Genomic DNA, 17153 nt, shown 5'->3' on the forward strand with positions numbered 1-17153 from the left:
GGCCTCATCGGTTCGTTGTCTGGCGCAGCAGCATGGTGCCACCGCGCTGGGTAAATTCAAGTTTGTTCAGTGCGCTCATGCCAAGCAGCACCTGATTGCCGTGCAAACCGGGCGCCACCAGCGCGCGAACGTCACGCAGCACGATGTCGCCCAGTTGAAGGCGGTCGAGCCGGGTTCGATAACCCTCGCTCAAGCCATTGGCCGTGCTCAGGGTCACCCCGAAGCCTTTTTCCAGTTTCAGTCGCTCGGCCAATTCGGCCGGGATCGCCACGTCGGTCGCGCCGGTGTCGAGCATGAAATCCACCGGCTGGCCGTTGATCTGGCCAGTGGCGACAAAATGTCCCTGACTGTTGCTGATCAGCTTCACTTCGATAAAACCATCGCCCTGCTCGGAGCTGACCACCCCATTCGGGTTTTGCTGGCGCTCTTCCCATTGACCGAAAAACCGTGTTGCCAGAAACAACGCCGCGCACCAGGCCAGCACCATCAATACTCGACCGGCGCGTTTGCCTGGCGGTTGCTGACTCATGGCTTCGCGCTCCAGCCACCTTCAGGTGCGGCAAAGCGCCAGACAATCGGGCGTTTCTCGCCATCGACGCGCGCGCCATTATTGTTGTCGATACCGATCCAGGCACCATCGGCGTCTACGATCAGCGCTTCCGTCAGCCCAAAGGGCTGTGAATAACGACGGTTTTCCTGCAAGGCCTCGGCGGCAAACGACCAGCAGCGCTCCACCTTGGCTGTCATTGCATCACGGCGGCAAACCTGAAAGACGTTGCGCTCAAGGGTAAACAGCTTGCCGTCGAACAATGACAGATCGGCAAAATCCCGGGAGCGCGTTCTGGCCTTGGTAAATTGCGCTGGCTGCATTTCCACCCCAGCCTCACTCAGCAGCACACATCTACCGTTGCAGTCCCAGACCGTTTGCTGGCGCTTGATCTCCAGCAAACCGCGACGCTCACGTTCGGCGGCCAGCCACAGCGTGTCACCGGCCGGATTGATCGCCAGCCCTTCAAACAACCCATTGAAGTGCAGCAACATACCGCTGGCCCGCGCTTCGCGTACCAGCATCGGCGAGATTTTCAGCCAGGACGCAGGCCCGATTGGCGGAACTTGCAGCACCGCAGCGTGCGCTTCGCTGACGATGTAACGATTGCCAGCGCTGTCGCAGGTGATGCCTTCGAAATCCAGGTTCCCACCCCGCACAAACGACGCCGCCCAGGTCCGCGAACGCAAGCCCCAAGGCAAGCCGCTGTCGGGCACCAAGGGTACATCGATGCGCACGGTTTCCGCTTGCCAGGTGTTGTTGCGGGTGTCGAGGCGATAGATTTGATCATCGTCCCGATCCGAAACGGTCCACAGGTCCGTGCCGCACTGGGCCAGCCCCGACAGATTGCCGCCGAGCATGCCGTCGACGGCATGCTCGGATAACAAGCGCAGCTCGGGTGCAGGCTCCGCCGAAACCGTTACCGAGGTCAGCAGCAACGCACACGCCAGGGCCCAGCCCAATCGCATCAGCCCAGAACCTCGGCCAGGTTGCCCTTGGACTCCAGCCAGGACTTGCGATCGCCCGCGCGTTTTTTCGCCAGTAGCATGTCCATCATTTCCGAGGTCGCGTCGAAATCTTCCAGCGTCAACTGCACCAGACGCCGCGTGTTCGGGTCCATGGTGGTTTCGCGCAACTGCGGCGGGTTCATTTCACCCAGACCTTTGAATCGGGTGACCTGTGGCTTGCCGCGCTTCTTCTCGGCGACCAGCCGATCGAGGATGCCATCGCGCTCGGCCTCGTCCAGGGCATAGTAAATTTCTTTGCCCAGGTCGATGCGGTACAGCGGCGGCATGGCGACGTAGACGTGACCGGCATCCACCAGCGGACGGAAATGCTGGACGAACAAGGCGCACAACAACGTGGCAATGTGCAGACCGTCGGAGTCGGCGTCGGCGAGGATGCAGATTTTGCCGTAACGCAGCTGGGCGATGTCCGCCGAGCCCGGATCGACACCGATGGCCACGGCGATGTTATGCACTTCCTGGCTGGCCAGCACTTCGCCGCCGTCGACTTCCCAGGTGTTCAGAATCTTGCCGCGCAATGGCAGGATCGCTTGAAATTCCTTGTCTCGCGCCTGCTTGGCCGAACCGCCTGCGGAGTCACCTTCCACCAGGAACAGCTCGGAACGCATCGGGTCTTGCCCGGCGCAGTCGGCGAGTTTGCCCGGCAGTGCCGGCCCTTGGGTAATGCGCTTGCGCTCGACCTTCTTGCTGGCCTTCAGACGACGGCCGGCGTTATTGATCGCCAGTTCCGCCAGCAGCATGCCCATTTCCGGGTGAGCATTGAGCCACAGGCTGAAGGCATCCTTGACCACACCGGAAACAAAAGCCGCCGCTTCACGGGATGACAGGCGCTCCTTGGTCTGACCGGAGAATTGCGGCTCCTGCATTTTCATCGACAGGACGAACGCGATGCGCTCCCAGACGTCTTCCGGCGCCAGCTTCACACCGCGCGGCAACAGGCTGCGGAACTCGCAGAACTCGCGCATCGCATCAAGCAAACCCTGTCGCAGACCATTGACGTGCGTACCGCCCTGGGCCGTCGGGATAAGGTTGACGTAGCTTTCCTGGACGCTGTCGCCGCCCTCGGGCAACCACAGCAACGCCCAATCGACTGCTTCTTTATTACCGGCCAGGCTGCCGCAGAACGGCTCGTTCGGCAGCCGTTCGAATTCGCTGACCGCATCCACCAGGTAGGAGCGCAGCCCGTCTTCGTAATGCCATTCGACTTTTTCGCCGGTGGCCTTGTCTTCAAAACTGACCAGCAGCCCCGGGCACAGAACAGCCTTGGCCTTGAGCACGTGCTTGAGGCGGCTGATAGAGAATTTCGGCGAATCGAAATACTTCGGGTCCGGCGCGAAAAACACGCTGGTGCCTGTGTTGCGCTTGCCGACAGTGCCGATCACTTCCAGATCGGTTTTCTTGTACCCATCGGCGAACGTCATCTGGTATTCGTTGCCGTCACGTTTTACACGCACCCGGACTTCGGTCGACAAGGCGTTGACCACGGAAATACCCACCCCGTGCAGACCGCCGGAGAACTGGTAGTTCTTGTTGGAAAACTTGCCGCCCGCATGAAGCTTGGTGAGGATCAGCTCGACACCCGAGACACCTTCTTCCGGGTGAATGTCCACCGGCATGCCACGGCCGTCATCGCTGACTTCCAGAGAGTGATCGGCATGCAGGATGACCTGCACCGATGTCGCATGCCCGGCCAAGGCTTCGTCGACGCTGTTGTCGATGACTTCCTGGGCAAGGTGGTTCGGCCGACTGGTGTCGGTGTACATGCCGGGGCGTTTGCGCACCGGGTCGAGGCCCGAGAGGACTTCGATGGCGTCTGCGTTATAAGAGCTAGCGCTGGGAGTGGCCATGGGGTCTCGTCGTCCGCCTGTAAAAAGTGTTTTGTGAAAAAGAGGCGACAAATCACAGTGCAGTGAAATCAATCGCCTGATACAAATCTGCGCCGATGCCGGCGAAACTCAGCATTGCCGGCAATCGCTCGGCAAAACCCTGGAAACTATGGTCGCCGCCCGCCTGGATACGCAAGGCACAGGCCCGGTAATACTGCTGGGCGAGGCGATAATCCAGCGTTTCGTCGCCGGTCTGCAACCATACTTGAAACCGCTGCGGATCCTTGGGCGCCGGCACTTCCAGCTCGGCCAGGGCCGTTATGTGGTCGTGGGTCAATTCCCAAGTCTCATCGGTATACAAATTTTTCTGCGTCCCCAGGAACCCGTCGAACATCCGGTGCGGGCTGACGGCAGGGTTGATCAACAGGGCTTTCAAGCCATGGCGCTCGGCCAGGTGAGTCGCATAGTAGCCGCCGAGGGAGCTGCCGACCAGCAGTGGCCGCCCCAGCTGGGCAATCGCCTGCTCCAGCTGATCGATGGCCTCGCGGGGATGATGATGCAAGGCCGGCACACGCAACTGATCGCTCAAGCCCAGCCGTTCCATCACATTGATCAACTGACAGGCCTTTTTTGAGGCAGGTGCGCTGTTGAAACCGTGGATATAAAGGATCGAACCAGACATTTGAGCGCCCTGTGCGTCGGGTAAAGAGGCGCAGTTTACTGTAGGAGCTGTCGAGTGCAACGAGGCTGCGATCTTTTGGCCTTGCTTTTAAAAACAAAGTCAAAAGATCGCAGCCTCGTTGCACTCGACAGCTCCTACAGCGGCTTTGTCAGTAGCCGTTGGAGCCGTAATCAACCTGAAAGTCGAAACCGGTGATGCGCTCAACACCTGTTTCGAGCTGGCCATCCGGCAACAACCGCAACCATCGATACCCCGGTGCCTGCGCGCTCACCTTGAAATCATCACTGCCCGGCTCGAACTGAATGCAGGTCGAGGGCGATGCGAGCAGGCGCACACCGTTGCGCACCTGGTCGATTTCCTGATGCACATGCCCCCACAGCACCGCACGCACCTGTGGAAAGCGATCCAGCACCGCAAACAGCGCCTCTGGATTGCGCAAGCCAATGGGCTCCATCCAGGCACAGCCGATCGACACTGGATGATGGTGCAAACACACCAGATGATGCCGCTGCGGCGCCTCACTCAAGGAACGAACCAGCAACTGCAACTGCTCATCCTGCAAGTACCCCGGCACCGACCCCGGTACTGCGGAGTCGAGCAACGTGACCCGCCAGTTGCCGATGTCCACCACCGGCTCCAGCAGCGCACTTTGCACCGCCGCCTCGGCCATGATCTTCGGCTCGTCATGATTCCCGGGAATCCAGCGCGCGGGAGCGTCGATCTGCCGGGTCAGGTCACGAAACAGCTGATACGACTCCAGCGTCCCGTCCTGTGAAAGATCGCCGCTGGCAATCATCAGATCAATCTGCGACTGCTGCTTCAAGACCAGCTCAATGACCTGTTGCAGGCTGTCGCGGGTATTCATGCCCAGCAATGTCCCGTCCGCCTCGGCAAACAGATGGCTGTCGGAGAGTTGCACCAGCAACGCAGGATCGGCGGTGGTTAATGTGGATACGCTCGGCAAGGCGTTCTCCCAGGGCGTGATCACGAGATTGATGAATGCCGCAATTATGCTGGGGGACAATCAAAAGAGGAAACCTGTGAACCGGACGCAGTTCACAACTACACAGGGCTCTTAGCGCACAACGGCGTACTCATGACCGCAAGCCAGACAATGGCTCAGCCATTCCCCCAGGAACAGATTGAGCTGAGCTTTTTCATCCGGCTGATGCATCGCGGCGTTCGGGTAAGGATAGATGCCCCGGAAGCGTCGTGCATGTTCGGCGCTGACCACTTCGGCCATGCACGCGTCGTGATACACCTGAACTTCCAGTTGCGGCACCGGCAGCCACGGCAGGCTGTGTTCCTGGCGGACTTGCAGGGTCGTGGTATACGGACAAACCTGCAGCACTTCGAGGGCCAGCACGCCCAGCATCTGGTCGCCGTGGGTCACGGCGATGCGCCGTGCCTGCGGTTCGCTACGCATATCCGGTAGCAGTCGCATCAGGCGCGCGTAATTGGCCTCGCAGGAGGCTTGCAGCCCCACGAGGTCGATCCGGTAGCGATCGCGCAGCTTGTTTACGACCATAACCCCCTCACTTCAACGCGGTTCAAAGCCAGCCATTGCAAGGCAATGATGCTTGGCGCGTTGGCAATACGTCCGTCGCGTACGGCTTGCAGGGCATCTTCGAACGCCCAGACCGTGACGCGAATATCTTCTGCCTCTTCCTCCAGCCCATGCAGGCCGCCAACCCCGGTTGTCTCGCAACGCCCCAGGTACAAGTGCACGAATTCGTTACTGCCACCCGGCGATGGAAAATATTTGGTGATCGGCCAGAGTGCCCCGAATACAAGCCCAGCTTCCTCCTGCGCTTCGCGGTGAGCAACTTCTTCCGGTACTTCATCCTTGTCGATCAGACCGGCGACCAGTTCGATCAGCCACGGATTGTCGGTCTTGCCCATGGCGCCAACGCGAAACTGTTCGATCAACACCACTTCATCACGCTGCGGATCGTAAGGCAGCACGCACACCGCATCATGGCGCACGAACAGTTCACGATTGATCTCGCGACTCATGCCACCGGCGAACAATTCGTGGCGCAAATGCACTCGGTCGAGCTTGTAGAAGCCCTCGTAGCACTTTTCGCGCCGAACGATATCAACGGCGGTCGGAATGGCGTTGGCAAAATCAGTCATGACAATCCTCGTTTACTGCAAATCCGATCCGAGGCTCCTTTTTGTTACTTGCAACCTCGACTTCGCGCCATCCTAACGCGCCCACGATGTTTGATGCAGCCCCTTTCCAGTCAGCGAGATAGACGGTGAGGATGAAACCAACTCTAATTAGCTTAGTGGCGAACTGACTGCTTCGTTGAGAGTCGAAGCGGGTAACTTTTCGCCTTTCCCTGTTTTATGAAGGACGCCCATGTCGCTTTTTAAAATCGCCTCCGTGACCGCAATCGCCCTGACCTTGGGCGCCTGCCAGAGTTTGTTCCAGCCCAACTATCGGGCGCCGCTGGAAACTACCCGCGACGCATCGGAACAGCTGAAACCAGGCTGCGCCAACCCTGAATGCCCGCTGGTGAATATCGATACGCTGCATTTCCCCGATGAGCCTGCACTTGACGGCATCATCGAAAAACGCCTCTTGCAAATGACCCGTACCTCACCCGAAGCCCCCGTAGCGCCAACGCTGGCGGCGTATCGCGAGCAGTTCTTGAGCAGTGCTGGTCCGCGCTACAGCAGTTATCTGCAAGCCAAGGTACGTGAGCAGCATGACGGCTTGGTGATCATTGAATTGTCCAGCTATCTGGACACTGGCGGTGCCCATGGCACGCCGGGCCGCGGTTTCATCAACTATTCGCGGCAGCAGCATAAAGTGCTGACCCTCTCGGACATGTTGGTCCCGGGGCAGGAAGAGGCGTTCTGGAAAGCGGCCCAAGTGGCGCACAACAGCTGGCTGATCAGCACCAAGCTCGATCAGGAACCGGAGTTCGTGAAGAGCTGGCCCTTCGTGAAAACCCAGAACGTAGCGTTAACCTATGGCGGGGTGATCCTCAAGTACGAAGTGAGCACCCTTGCGCCTTACGCATTGGGCCACGTCGAACTGAAGATCCCCTACCCGCGCCTGAACGGTATTCTCAAGCCCGAACTGTTTCCCGGCCGTAGCTGAAGGCTCGCCAGAGAGCAGAGACAAGCGTTGTGATCGTTCCCACGCTCCGCGTGGGAACGATCATCGCTTGTGGCTAGACTTTCTTGTACAACTGACTGCCTTCCTGCTTGAACCGCTCAGCCTGTTCGGCCAACCCCTGGGCGACTTCCGCATCCACCGTTTCGATCCGCTGGTTGGCCGCGTATTCGCGGACTTCCTGGGTGATTTTCATCGAGCAGAATTTCGGCCCGCACATGGAGCAGAAGTGTGCGACCTTGGCCGAATCCTTCGGTAGCGTTTCGTCGTGGTACGAGCGCGCGGTGTCCGGATCAAGGCCGAGGTTGAACTGGTCTTCCCAACGGAATTCGAAACGCGCCTTGCTCAAGGCGTTGTCGCGAATTTGCGCCCCCGGATGTCCCTTCGCCAGGTCGGCAGCGTGGGCCGCGATCTTGTAGGTGATGATCCCGGTTTTCACGTCATCCTTGTTCGGCAGGCCCAAGTGTTCCTTCGGCGTCACGTAGCAGAGCATGGCGCAACCGAACCAGCCGATCATCGCCGCACCGATACCGGAGGTGATGTGGTCGTAGCCTGGCGCAATGTCGGTGGTCAGCGGGCCGAGGGTGTAGAACGGCGCTTCGTCGCAGCACTCGAGCTGCTTGTCCATGTTCTCCTTGATCAACTGCATTGGCACGTGGCCCGGGCCTTCGATCATGGTTTGTACGTCATGCTTCCAGGCGATTTTGGTCAGCTCGCCGAGGGTTTCCAGCTCACCGAATTGTGCCGCGTCGTTGGCGTCGGCAATCGAGCCCGGACGCAGGCCATCGCCCAGCGAGAAGCTGACGTCGTAGGCCTTCATGATTTCGCAGATGTCTTCGAAATGGGTGTAGAGGAAGTTTTCCTTGTGATGCGCCAGGCACCACTTGGCCATGATCGAACCGCCACGGGAGACGATGCCGGTCACGCGTTTTGCGGTCAGCGGCACGTAGCGCAGCAACACGCCGGCGTGAATGGTGAAGTAGTCGACGCCCTGCTCGGCTTGCTCGATCAGCGTGTCGCGGAACAGTTCCCAGGTCAGGTCTTCAGCGGCGCCGCCGACTTTTTCCAGGGCCTGATAGATCGGCACGGTACCGATCGGCACCGGCGAGTTACGGATGATCCATTCACGGGTTTCGTGAATGTGTTTGCCGGTGGACAAGTCCATGACCGTGTCCGACCCCCAGCGAATGCCCCAGGTCAGTTTCGCCACTTCTTCTTCAATGGACGAACCCAAGGCACTGTTGCCGATGTTGCCGTTGATCTTCACCAGGAAGTTACGGCCGATGATCATCGGTTCCAGTTCGGTGTGGTTGATGTTGGCCGGGATAATCGCGCGACCACGGGCGATCTCTTCACGGACAAATTCCGGCGTGATGATTTTCGGCACGCTGGCGCCGAAGCTGTAGCCGGCGTGTTGCTGATCCAGCAAGCCTGCGGCACGAGCCACTTCAAGCTTCATGTTTTCGCGGATGGCGACGTATTCCATCTCGGCGGTGATGATGCCCTTACGGGCGTAGTGCATCTGGCTGACGTTGGCCCCGGGCTTGGCGCGGCGCGGGTTGTTCACGTGGGCGAAACGCAGTTTGGTCAGCTCGGCATCGGCCAGGCGTTCCTGACCGAAGTTGGAGCTCAGACCTGGCAGACGCTCGGTGTCGCCACGGGACTCGATCCAGGGTGAACGCACATCGGCCAGGCCTTTGCGCACGTCGATGATGACGTTGGGATCGGTGTACGGACCCGAGGTGTCATACACCACCACCGGGGCGTTGATTTCGCCGCCGAAGTCGGTCGGGGTCACGTCCAGGCTGATTTCGCGCATCGGCACGAGGATGTCGGGGCGAGTGCCCTGGACATAGATTTTTTGCGAGCGGGTAAACGGCTGAACCGATTGCTGATCGACCTTGGCCGAGTCACTCAGGTTGGTTTCGATTTTTGATTTTGTAGTCATCACGGGCTCTCCAGACACACATCCAGGCAGTGGATTTTTGTCGGAGCGAACCTGTAAACGAATGGACGCACGGGCGCTGGGGAAACCAGCTGGTGCTGTGCTCGGTGCTCGAGGGGTGTTCGATTGTCGAACAACATCCCGGACGAAGCACAAGAGGACTCGCCGGGTGACGAGAAATCTTGTTCCCTACGCAGGCGCTAACCTGATCAGGTTCAACGGGATCCGAAATTATTCGATCTCAGCCTCATAGCAAGGCACCCCGACAAGAACCCGGCCAGTCTAGACACAACCGGCAAAGAACGCCAACTCCGCAGCAAACACCATGATGAATGGCGCAATTGCAGGATTGTTGCCGTGCCTGCGTGCAACTACACTCGCTACGCCATGCCGCGCCTTGACGCTGCAGGGCGCCGCGCCGTAGCCTTGGCGCTCAAATTATCAGCGTAATTTTTTAGGGATGGCCTCATGCTGCGCAAACTCTCACTGGCCCTTGCCGTGTCTTGTGCGTCCAATGGAATGGCCTGGGCAGCTGAAGCGCCCTTATCGACCAAGACTGACCTGGTCAGCGTCTATCAGGAAGCGGTGGACAACAACGCCGATATCGCCGCTGCCCGCGCCCAATATGGCGCCCAGAAGGAAGTCGTGCCCCAGGCTCGCGCCGGCCTGTTGCCCAACCTGTCCGCCGGTGCCGACCTGAACAACACCCGCACCTCGCTCGACCAGCCATCGCTGACCTCGACCCGCAGTGGCGCGGTGTATCAGGCGACTCTCGCGCAACCGATTTTCCGCGCCGATCGCTGGTTCCAGTTACAGGCCGCCAAGGACGTTAACGAACAGGCAGCCTTGCAACTCTCGGCCACTGAACAGAACCTGATTCTGCAAAGTGCCGAAAGCTACTTCAACGTGCTGCGCAGCCAGGACACTTTGGCCTCGACCAAGGCTGAAGAAGCGGCGTTCAAACGTCAGCTCGACCAGTCCAACGAGCGCTTCGACGTCGGGCTGTCGGACAAGACCGACGTGCTGCAATCCCAGGCCAGTTACGACACGGCGCGGGCCAACCGGATTCTTGCCCAGCGCCAGGTGGACGACGCGTTCGAAGCGCTGATCACCCTGACCAATCGTCAATACAATTCGATCCAGGGCATCGTTCATACCTTGCCGATCCTGCCGCCGGCACCGAACGATGCCAAAGCCTGGGTCGACACCGCCGCCAAACAAAACCTGAATCTGCTGGCCAGCAATTACGCGGTGAGCGCCGCCGAGGAAACCCTCAAGCAGCGCAAGGCCGGGCATGCGCCCACCCTGGATGCGGTCGCGCAATACCAGAAAGGCGACAACGACGCCCTCGGCTTTACCAACCCGAACCCGAACGGCGTGCGTTACGGCGGTGATGTCGAGCAACGCACGGTTGGCCTGCAACTGAGCATCCCGCTCTACAGCGGCGGGCTGACCAGCTCGCAGGTGCGTGAGTCCTACTCGCGGCTGACTCAGTCCGAGCAGCAACGTGAGGCGCTGCGTCGTCAGGTCGTGGAAAACACCCGCAACCTGCACCGCGCCGTCAACACTGACGTCGAGCAGGTACAGGCTCGCCGGCAGTCGATCATCTCCAACCAGAGCGCGGTGGAGGCGACCGAAATCGGTTATCAGGTGGGAACGCGCAACATCGTCGACGTGCTCGATGCCCAGCGTCAGCTGTACACCTCGGTGCGTAACTACAACAACACCCGCTACGATTACATCCTCGACAACCTGCGCTTGAAGCAGGCCGCCGGCACCTTGAACCCGGGGGATTTGCAGGACCTGACGCGTTATCTCAAACCCGACTACAACCCGGACAAGGACTTCCTGCCGCCGGATCTGGCCAAGGCTGCGGCGGAGCAGTTGAGGGCTAATCCCGCCCAATAAAAGAAAACTCTGTGGCGAGGGAGCTTGCTCCCGCTGGGCTGCGAAGCGGCCCCAAACCCTGAGCATGCGGTCTGTCTGGGTAGACCACATCGGCTGATTCCACGACTGCTTCGCAGCCGAGCGGGAGCAAGCTCCCTCGCCACAAAGGAGCAGTGACAAATTCAGGACTTGTCGATCAACCTGCCCAACCCATCCAGCAACCGTTGCAACGCGCCCTGATTGGTGCGCATCACTTTCAGCCCCGCCTCTGCCATCCGTTGTGCATCGCTTGGCAGTTCGAACAGCTGCTGCACCGCCAGCGCCAGACCTTGGGCATCATCGACCTCGACCAACGCCCCGGCGCTGCGCAATTGCGTGGCGATCTCGAGGAAGTTGAACAGGTGTGGCCCGCTGAGCACCGGTTTGGCCAGGGCCGCCGGTTCCAGCAGGTTATGACCACCGTTGGGCACCAGGCTGCCGCCGACGAACGCGCTGTCGGCCAAGGCATAGAGAAACAGCAACTCGCCCATGGTGTCGCCCAGCAGCACCGAAGTACTGGCGGTAACCGGCTCGCCCGTCGAACGCCGTACGGTGGCGAAACCCTGCTGCCGACACAACTCGAATACCGGATTGAAACGCTCTGGATGACGCGGCACCAGAATCAGCAAGGCATCGGGATGATTGGCCAGCAGCCGACGATGGGCAGCCAGCACCACCTCGTCTTCGCCTTCATGGGTACTCGCAGCGATCCATACCGGACGATCCTGCGCCTGCCATTGCGCCCGCAACTCGGCGGCACGCTGCAACAGTCGCGGGTCGATGGTCAGGTCGAATTTGATCGAACCGGTCACTTCGACGGTTTCCGGGCGCGCGCCCAAATCCCGGAAGCGCTGCGCCTCGGCTTCGGTCTGCACCGCGAACAGGCTCATCTCGGCGAGCATCGGCCGGGTCAGTTTATGGAAGCGGCCATAGCCTTTGGCTGAGCGTTCGGACAGACGCGCATTGGCCAGCGCCACGGGAATCCCGCGTTTGGCGCATTGGTGGATATGGTTGGGCCAGAGCTCGGTTTCCATGATCACCGCCAGTTTCGGTCGGGCCCGATCAAGGAATCGCCTGGCTGCGCAAGGCAAGTCATAAGGCAGATAGCAGTGCTGAATGCGTGGCTCGTTGGCGAACAATGCCTGGATCCGCTCGGACCCGGTCGGGGTCATGCAGGTGACGGTGATCGGCAGCGTCGGATACCGTTGCAGCAACGCGCGGATCATCGGCGCGGCCGCGATGCTTTCGCCCACCGACACCGCGTGGACCCAGATACCGCCCGGCTTCATCGCCGGTAGCGCGAGGGAGAACCGTTCGCCAATGCGCTTGGCATACGCCGGCGCCTTGCGCGCCCGTAGCCAAAGCCGAATCGCTACCAACGGCAGCCCCAGATAAAACAGCGCGGTGTAGAGAGTTCTATTCATGGCGGCGGAGTTTATCGGTTTTTTAGCCGATCGCCTGCAAGTGCACGGCAAAACGTTCAGCCAACCAACGGGCCGCCGGGCCCAGGGGTTCGTCGCGGCGCCAGACCAATTCGACAATTAATGCCGGCGGCGTCCATTCGCTGGCCAGTTCGACCATCTGATTCTGATACGCCGGGTACTGCACCACATGGCGCGGCAACCAGGCCCAGCCAAGGCCGCGCATCACCCATTCAGCCATCACATAGAAACTGTCGGCGCGCCAGACCTGCGGACTGGCGGGCTCGCTGCCGGGATAGACGCTGGATTGCGTGGACATCAGCAATTGTCGATGCTGCGCCATTTGCTGGCAATCGACCTGCGCCTGCTTCGCCATGGGATGCCCCACGCCGCACACCGTAACCATTTCGACGCTACCCAGCACCCGCCGCTCAAGGGCTTCGGGAATTTGCTCGTGATAAAACAGCAAGCCCAGATCGGCCCGGCGTTCCACCAATTTGCGCGCGACATCGCCCTGGGCGGCACTGGTCAGCTGCACTTCGAGGCTGGGGAATTTTTCTGCCAGGGCCTCGAAGCTTTCAACCACTGCTTGATAAGGCATCGCCTCATCCTGAGCCACCCGCAGACTCGCTTCCTGGCCGCGCATCATCGCCAGCGCCCGGCCATTGAGACGCTCGCATTGGCGTAGTACTTCCCGCGCCTCTTCAAGCAGGGCGGTGCCGGCTTCGGTGAGTTTCGGCTGACGACCGCTGCTGCGATCGAACAGGCTGACGCCCAAGTCCTCTTCCAGCAGCGCGATCGAACTGCTGACCGCCGATTGCGCCTTGCGTTGATCCCGCGCCACCGCGGAAAACGAACGTTGTTCCGCGACACTGACAAACAAACGCAGTTGTTCCAGATTCCATTGCATGTTCATGGCTCAACCCATCTTCAAAACAGATAGGTAATGACTTTACCGCATCTGGCGAATCTCTAGAATGCCGACCTTAGAGAGCAACGCTTCATACGAGGATCGACCCATGACCGCTTACTACTACTTGGCCATCGCCATCTGCGCCGAAGTGATCGCTACCGTTTCGATGAAAGCGGTCAAGGGTTTCAGTACGCCACTGCCGCTGCTGTTAGTCATCGTCGGTTACGGCATTGCTTTCTGGATGCTGACCCTGGTGGTGCGCAGCGTTCCGGTGGGCGTGGCCTACGCGGTGTGGGCCGGCATGGGCATCGTGATGGTCAGCGTCGCGGCGCTGTTTATCTACGGGCAGAAGCTGGATGTGCCGGCGATGCTGGGGATGGCGCTGATTGTGCTGGGGGTTGTGGTTATTCAGCTGTTCTCGAAAACCGCGGGGCATTAAAACCCGAAGTGCGATCCATTGTGGGAGCGGGCTTGCTCGCGAAGAGGGGCTGTCAGTCGACATCTATGTTGCCTGACACACCGCATTCGCGAGCAAGCCCGCTCCCACAGGTTTTGCATCCATCCGATTGATCACCAACAATCCTCTTTTCTTCGAGTCTGTATACTGCGCCCTCGTCTTGAACACTGAGGTCGCTGCATGCCATCCGTTATTTCCACCGACGTTCTGATTGTCGGCGCTGGTGTCGCCGGCCTCTGGCTCAATGCACGCCTGCGCCGCCAGGGTTTTTCGACCGTGCTGGTGGAAAGCGCCAGCCTCGGTGGCGGGCAGAGCCTGAAGTCCCAAGGCATCATCCACGGCGGCGCCAAATACGCATTGCACGGCGCCCTGACCGGCGCCTCGGAAGCCATCGCCGACATGCCGCGTCGCTGGCGTGAAGCGCTGGCCGGCGACGGCGAGCTGGATCTGTCCGGCGTGCGTCTGCTGTCCGACGCCCATTACCTCTGGTCCCCCGGCACCCTCGCCGGCAACCTCACCAGTTTCTTTGCCAGCAAAGCCGTGCGCGGGCGGGTCGATCAGGTCAAGGGCGAACAACTGCCGCCAGCCCTGCAAGACAAGCGTTTCAAGGGCAAGGTCTATCGCCTGGCGGAATTGGTGGTTGACGTGCCAAGCCTGATCCAGCGCCTGGCCGATTTGGCCGGTGACGGTCTATTGGCCGGCCAGCACATCGAACCGCTGCTGGAAAACGGCGAACTGGTCGGCTTGAAAGTCGACGAACGCGAGATTCGCGCCCAGCGCATCGTTCTCAGCGCCGGTGCCGGCACCGCCGACCTGCTAACGGCGCTGGGCCTGAGCCAACCGGCCATGCAGCGCCGTCCCCTGCACATGATCATCGTCAAAGGCCCGGGCCTCAAACCGCTGTACGCCCATTGCCTGGGCGGCGGGTCGAAGCCACGCATCACTGTGACCACCCACCCGGCTGCCGATGGCCAATGGGTCTGGTACCTGGGAGGCGATATCGCCGAAGCCGAAGGCGTGGCCCGCGATCCTGCGGCGCAAATCGCCACGGCGAAAAAAGAACTCGGCAACCTGCTGCCATGGATCGACTTGAGTACCGCGCAGTGGGCGACCTTGCGAGTGGAGCGCGCCGAGCCGCTGCAATCAGGCCTGACTCGCCCGGATAATGCCTTCCTCGCCGAGCAGGACCGTCTGCTGGTGGGCTGGCCGACCAAACTGGCCCTGGCGCCGGACTTCGCGGACCGCGTCCTTGCCGCACTGCAACGCGACGGCATCCAGCCAAGCCATCCGGCGCCGCTGCCGGAACTGCCAAAACCGCCGAGGGGCGCCCCTGTCTGGGAGCAACTGCTGCCATGAGCCAACCGACCTTGCACGATCTGCATCGCCCTCTGGGCAGCACCGGCCTGCTGGTATCGCCACTGGGCTTGGGCACGGTGAAACTGGGTCGCGATCAAGGGGTGAAATACCCCAACGGCTTCCAGATCCCTGGTGACGATGAAGCGCGCATGTTGCTCAAACTCGCGCGCGACCTGGGCATCAACCTGATCGACACCGCGCCGGCCTATGGCCGCAGCGAAGAGCGTCTCGGCCCATTGTTGCGGGGTCAACGTCAGGATTGGGTGATCGTCAGCAAGGTGGGTGAAGAGTTTGCCGACGGCCAGTCGCGTCACGACTTCAGCGCCGCCCATACGCGCCTGTCGGTGGAACGCAGTCTGCAACGCCTGGAAACGGATGTTATCGATCTGGTGCTGGTGCACTCCGACGGCAACGACCTGGCAATCCTCAATGAATCCGAGGTCTACCCGACCCTCGCCGAGCTCAAGCGCGAAGGCAAGATTCGCGGTTTCGGTTTTTCCGGCAAAACCGTCGAAGGCGGCTTGAAGGCTCTGGAACAAGGTGATTGCGCGATGGTCACCTACAATCTGAACGAACAGAGCGAGAAACCAGTCATTGACTATGCTGCTGCTCACGGCAAAGCGATCCTGGTCAAAAAAGCCTTGGCCAGCGGCCACGTTTGCTTGAGCCCGGGCGTGGATCCGGTGCGCGCCAGCTTCGAGTTGTTGTTCGAACACCCAGGCGTGGCCAGTGCTATTGTCGGGACTATTAATCCGCTGCACCTCGCCCACAACGTCGCGACCGTTGCCCAGGTCCTTCGTAGGGTCTGTTGACGTTTGGTGACGACCGTGACGCCAAACGTCAACAGACCCTAGCCATTGATGCCGCCCACGCGGCCTTAAGCAGGAGCCGACATGCCGCGTACGTTAATAAGAAAGAACCCGAGCAACTTCAAGACCCTGCCGTTATTCGTCGAAGCGACACCCGAAGGCCTGAGCTACCAAAGCGTCGGGATGCCGCTGAATTTCTCCCAGACGTTGCAGCGCCGCCGTCCGGTAACGGTACCCGACGCCGAGCGGTTCGCCCTGGAGCTGGCAAATCTCGGGGTTTCGGTGCGCCTGACGCTGCATTGGCAGAATCGCGATTACTGGGTATTGGTGCGTCAACGTCGGCAGGACCGAGGCGATGTGGTGCTCAAGTTGATCTCAGGTTATGTGCCGGCCCATGAACTGAGCCTGCCGCTGCACACGGCAACCCAGGAAATTGCCGAGGAGTGCCTGCTGGAAACCCCGGAAGGCTGGCTCAGCGGGCGTTTCAACGACACTTGGCTTCCAGCGCCCTACTCGGCTGCCCTGCATTACCGCGAAGCCCTGCCGTTTCGCCTGACACCGCTGTCCGGCTCGGCGCGGCCGGTGCGCTGCGCCAGCATGCCACTGATCGAACGCCCGCGTGCCTACGTGCATTTGCCGACCGCGTCGCTGCAATTGATCTACGACTTACGCCTGGACGTGCCCAAGGAAGCCAAATCCTTGAGCCTGTTTCATGTCGACGAACGACTGGAAGGCGATCAACTGGTGGCTCGGCTCGATCGCAAACGGCCCGATTTGTACCTGATGCCATTGCAGGACGGCCAGCCGATGGCCGAGTTGTATACCTTGAAAAAAGATCGGTTGTATCCGGCGAGTACCCGCGGGCTATATCTGGCAGAGAGCTTTGCCCGGCAGGAAGGCTGGCTAGTGAAGGATGAGCGGATTCGCTGGAAAGACTGGATGCGACAGCAGGGTTTGAGCCCGCCGGGGCAGGATTCCGGTTTAGCCCGCTTGCATGGAAAAGCAAAGCAACTGCTGAAAAGAATCGTGCCGCGCAAGAAAGTCAGCTCTTAAAAGCAAAAGATCGCAGCCTCGTTTCACTCGACAGCTCCTACATAGAAATGCGATTCCCTGTAGGAG

At 60.3% G+C, this 17153-nt stretch carries 16 protein-coding genes and 1 riboswitch; of the genes, 6 read left to right on the forward strand and 10 right to left on the reverse strand.

Features of this window, described 5'->3' with window-relative positions; genetic code table 11:
- Positions 1-4: 4 nt before the first annotated feature.
- The 7 genes from ABH909_RS00980 to ABH909_RS01010 form a co-directional block, all read right to left on the reverse strand.
- The gene (locus tag ABH909_RS00980) at positions 5-529 is read right to left on the reverse strand and encodes a retropepsin-like aspartic protease family protein (protein ID WP_429429803.1); all 525 of its coding nucleotides are present in this window, start codon (positions 527-529) and stop codon (positions 5-7) included.
- A complete protein-coding gene (locus ABH909_RS00985) occupies positions 526-1515 on the reverse strand; it encodes an esterase-like activity of phytase family protein (RefSeq protein ID WP_429429805.1) in 990 nt (329 codons plus the stop codon). The genes ABH909_RS00980 and ABH909_RS00985 overlap by 4 nt, the downstream gene beginning before the upstream one ends.
- Positions 1515-3419, reverse strand: a complete 1905-nt coding sequence (parE, locus tag ABH909_RS00990; RefSeq protein ID WP_429429807.1) for a DNA topoisomerase IV subunit B — start codon at positions 3417-3419, stop codon at positions 1515-1517. Before parE ends, ABH909_RS00985 begins: the two co-directional genes overlap by 1 nt.
- A gap of 52 nt (positions 3420-3471) precedes the next feature.
- Positions 3472-4080: a YqiA/YcfP family alpha/beta fold hydrolase gene (locus tag ABH909_RS00995; RefSeq protein WP_429429809.1), complete on the reverse strand. Its 609-nt coding sequence runs from the start codon at positions 4078-4080 to the stop codon at positions 3472-3474.
- A gap of 148 nt (positions 4081-4228) precedes the next feature.
- Complete coding sequence (gene cpdA, locus ABH909_RS01000) at positions 4229-5044, reverse strand: 3',5'-cyclic-AMP phosphodiesterase (RefSeq protein WP_429439704.1); 816 nt, start codon at positions 5042-5044, stop codon at positions 4229-4231.
- A gap of 111 nt (positions 5045-5155) precedes the next feature.
- Positions 5156-5608, reverse strand: a complete 453-nt coding sequence (locus ABH909_RS01005; protein ID WP_007902592.1) for a DUF1249 domain-containing protein — start codon at positions 5606-5608, stop codon at positions 5156-5158.
- The gene (locus tag ABH909_RS01010; protein ID WP_429429811.1) at positions 5599-6216 is read right to left on the reverse strand and encodes an NUDIX domain-containing protein; all 618 of its coding nucleotides are present in this window, start codon (positions 6214-6216) and stop codon (positions 5599-5601) included. The genes ABH909_RS01005 and ABH909_RS01010 overlap by 10 nt, the downstream gene beginning before the upstream one ends.
- Positions 6217-6445: 229 nt before the next feature.
- Here ABH909_RS01010 and ABH909_RS01015 point away from each other — a divergent pair, with 229 nt between their 5' ends.
- On the forward strand, positions 6446-7192 hold the full coding sequence (locus ABH909_RS01015) for an RsiV family protein (RefSeq protein WP_429429813.1): 747 nt from the start codon (positions 6446-6448) through the stop codon (positions 7190-7192).
- Positions 7193-7265: 73 nt separating this feature from the next.
- On the opposite strand, the gene thiC is transcribed toward ABH909_RS01015, so the two are convergent.
- Positions 7266-9155: a phosphomethylpyrimidine synthase ThiC gene (gene thiC, locus ABH909_RS01020; protein ID WP_429429815.1), complete on the reverse strand. Its 1890-nt coding sequence runs from the start codon at positions 9153-9155 to the stop codon at positions 7266-7268.
- Positions 9156-9321: 166 nt separating this feature from the next.
- A riboswitch (TPP riboswitch) is annotated at positions 9322-9427 on the reverse strand.
- A 193-nt stretch (positions 9428-9620) separates the two neighbouring features.
- Here thiC and ABH909_RS01025 point away from each other — a divergent pair.
- Positions 9621-11060 (forward strand): TolC family outer membrane protein, encoded by a 1440-nt coding sequence (locus ABH909_RS01025; protein ID WP_429429817.1) that lies wholly within the window; start codon positions 9621-9623, stop codon positions 11058-11060.
- Positions 11061-11221: 161 nt separating this feature from the next.
- On the opposite strand, the gene waaA is transcribed toward ABH909_RS01025, so the two are convergent.
- Entirely contained in the window at positions 11222-12502 is a 1281-nt protein-coding gene (gene waaA / locus ABH909_RS01030) for a lipid IV(A) 3-deoxy-D-manno-octulosonic acid transferase (protein ID WP_429429819.1), read from the reverse strand.
- Between the two features lie 22 nt (positions 12503-12524).
- Entirely contained in the window at positions 12525-13415 is an 891-nt protein-coding gene (locus ABH909_RS01035) for a LysR family transcriptional regulator (RefSeq protein ID WP_063341763.1), read from the reverse strand.
- 103 nt (positions 13416-13518) lie between these two features.
- On the opposite strand from ABH909_RS01035, the gene ABH909_RS01040 reads away from it, so the two are divergent.
- The 4 genes from ABH909_RS01040 (at position 13519) to ABH909_RS01055 (ending at position 17087) form a co-directional block, all read left to right on the forward strand.
- On the forward strand, positions 13519-13851 hold the full coding sequence (locus ABH909_RS01040; RefSeq protein WP_008004867.1) for a DMT family transporter: 333 nt from the start codon (positions 13519-13521) through the stop codon (positions 13849-13851).
- A gap of 198 nt (positions 13852-14049) precedes the next feature.
- Entirely contained in the window at positions 14050-15225 is a 1176-nt protein-coding gene (locus ABH909_RS01045; RefSeq protein ID WP_429429821.1) for an NAD(P)/FAD-dependent oxidoreductase, read from the forward strand.
- Positions 15222-16037, forward strand: coding sequence for an aldo/keto reductase (locus tag ABH909_RS01050; protein ID WP_429429823.1), 816 nt, complete (start codon positions 15222-15224; stop codon positions 16035-16037). The genes ABH909_RS01045 and ABH909_RS01050 overlap by 4 nt, the downstream gene beginning before the upstream one ends.
- An 81-nt stretch (positions 16038-16118) precedes the next feature.
- Entirely contained in the window at positions 16119-17087 is a 969-nt protein-coding gene (locus tag ABH909_RS01055; protein ID WP_429429825.1) for a metal ABC transporter ATPase, read from the forward strand.
- Positions 17088-17153 lie beyond the last annotated feature (66 nt).

The sequence above is a fragment of the Pseudomonas sp. BS3782 TE3695 genome, assembly GCF_050435305.1.
Taxonomy (GTDB): Bacteria; Pseudomonadota; Gammaproteobacteria; order Pseudomonadales; family Pseudomonadaceae; genus Aquipseudomonas.

Coding starts and splice junctions, on each gene's coding strand:
- ABH909_RS00980 (WP_429429803.1), bottom strand. CDS start 529: ATGAGTCAGCAACCGCCAGGCAAACGCGCCGGTCGAGTATTGATGGTG.
- ABH909_RS00985 (WP_429429805.1), bottom strand. CDS start 1,515: ATGCGATTGGGCTGGGCCCTGGCGTGTGCGTTGCTGCTGACCTCGGTA.
- parE (WP_429429807.1), bottom strand. CDS start 3,419: ATGGCCACTCCCAGCGCTAGCTCTTATAACGCAGACGCCATCGAAGTC.
- ABH909_RS00995 (WP_429429809.1), bottom strand. CDS start 4,080: ATGTCTGGTTCGATCCTTTATATCCACGGTTTCAACAGCGCACCTGCC.
- ABH909_RS01005 (WP_007902592.1), bottom strand. CDS start 5,608: ATGGTCGTAAACAAGCTGCGCGATCGCTACCGGATCGACCTCGTGGGG.
- ABH909_RS01010 (WP_429429811.1), bottom strand. CDS start 6,216: ATGACTGATTTTGCCAACGCCATTCCGACCGCCGTTGATATCGTTCGG.
- ABH909_RS01015 (WP_429429813.1), top strand. CDS start 6,446: ATGTCGCTTTTTAAAATCGCCTCCGTGACCGCAATCGCCCTGACCTTG.
- thiC (WP_429429815.1), bottom strand. CDS start 9,155: ATGACTACAAAATCAAAAATCGAAACCAACCTGAGTGACTCGGCCAAG.
- ABH909_RS01025 (WP_429429817.1), top strand. CDS start 9,621: ATGCTGCGCAAACTCTCACTGGCCCTTGCCGTGTCTTGTGCGTCCAAT.
- waaA (WP_429429819.1), bottom strand. CDS start 12,502: ATGAATAGAACTCTCTACACCGCGCTGTTTTATCTGGGGCTGCCGTTG.
- ABH909_RS01035 (WP_063341763.1), bottom strand. CDS start 13,415: ATGAACATGCAATGGAATCTGGAACAACTGCGTTTGTTTGTCAGTGTC.
- ABH909_RS01040 (WP_008004867.1), top strand. CDS start 13,519: ATGACCGCTTACTACTACTTGGCCATCGCCATCTGCGCCGAAGTGATC.
- ABH909_RS01045 (WP_429429821.1), top strand. CDS start 14,050: ATGCCATCCGTTATTTCCACCGACGTTCTGATTGTCGGCGCTGGTGTC.
- ABH909_RS01050 (WP_429429823.1), top strand. CDS start 15,222: ATGAGCCAACCGACCTTGCACGATCTGCATCGCCCTCTGGGCAGCACC.
- ABH909_RS01055 (WP_429429825.1), top strand. CDS start 16,119: ATGCCGCGTACGTTAATAAGAAAGAACCCGAGCAACTTCAAGACCCTG.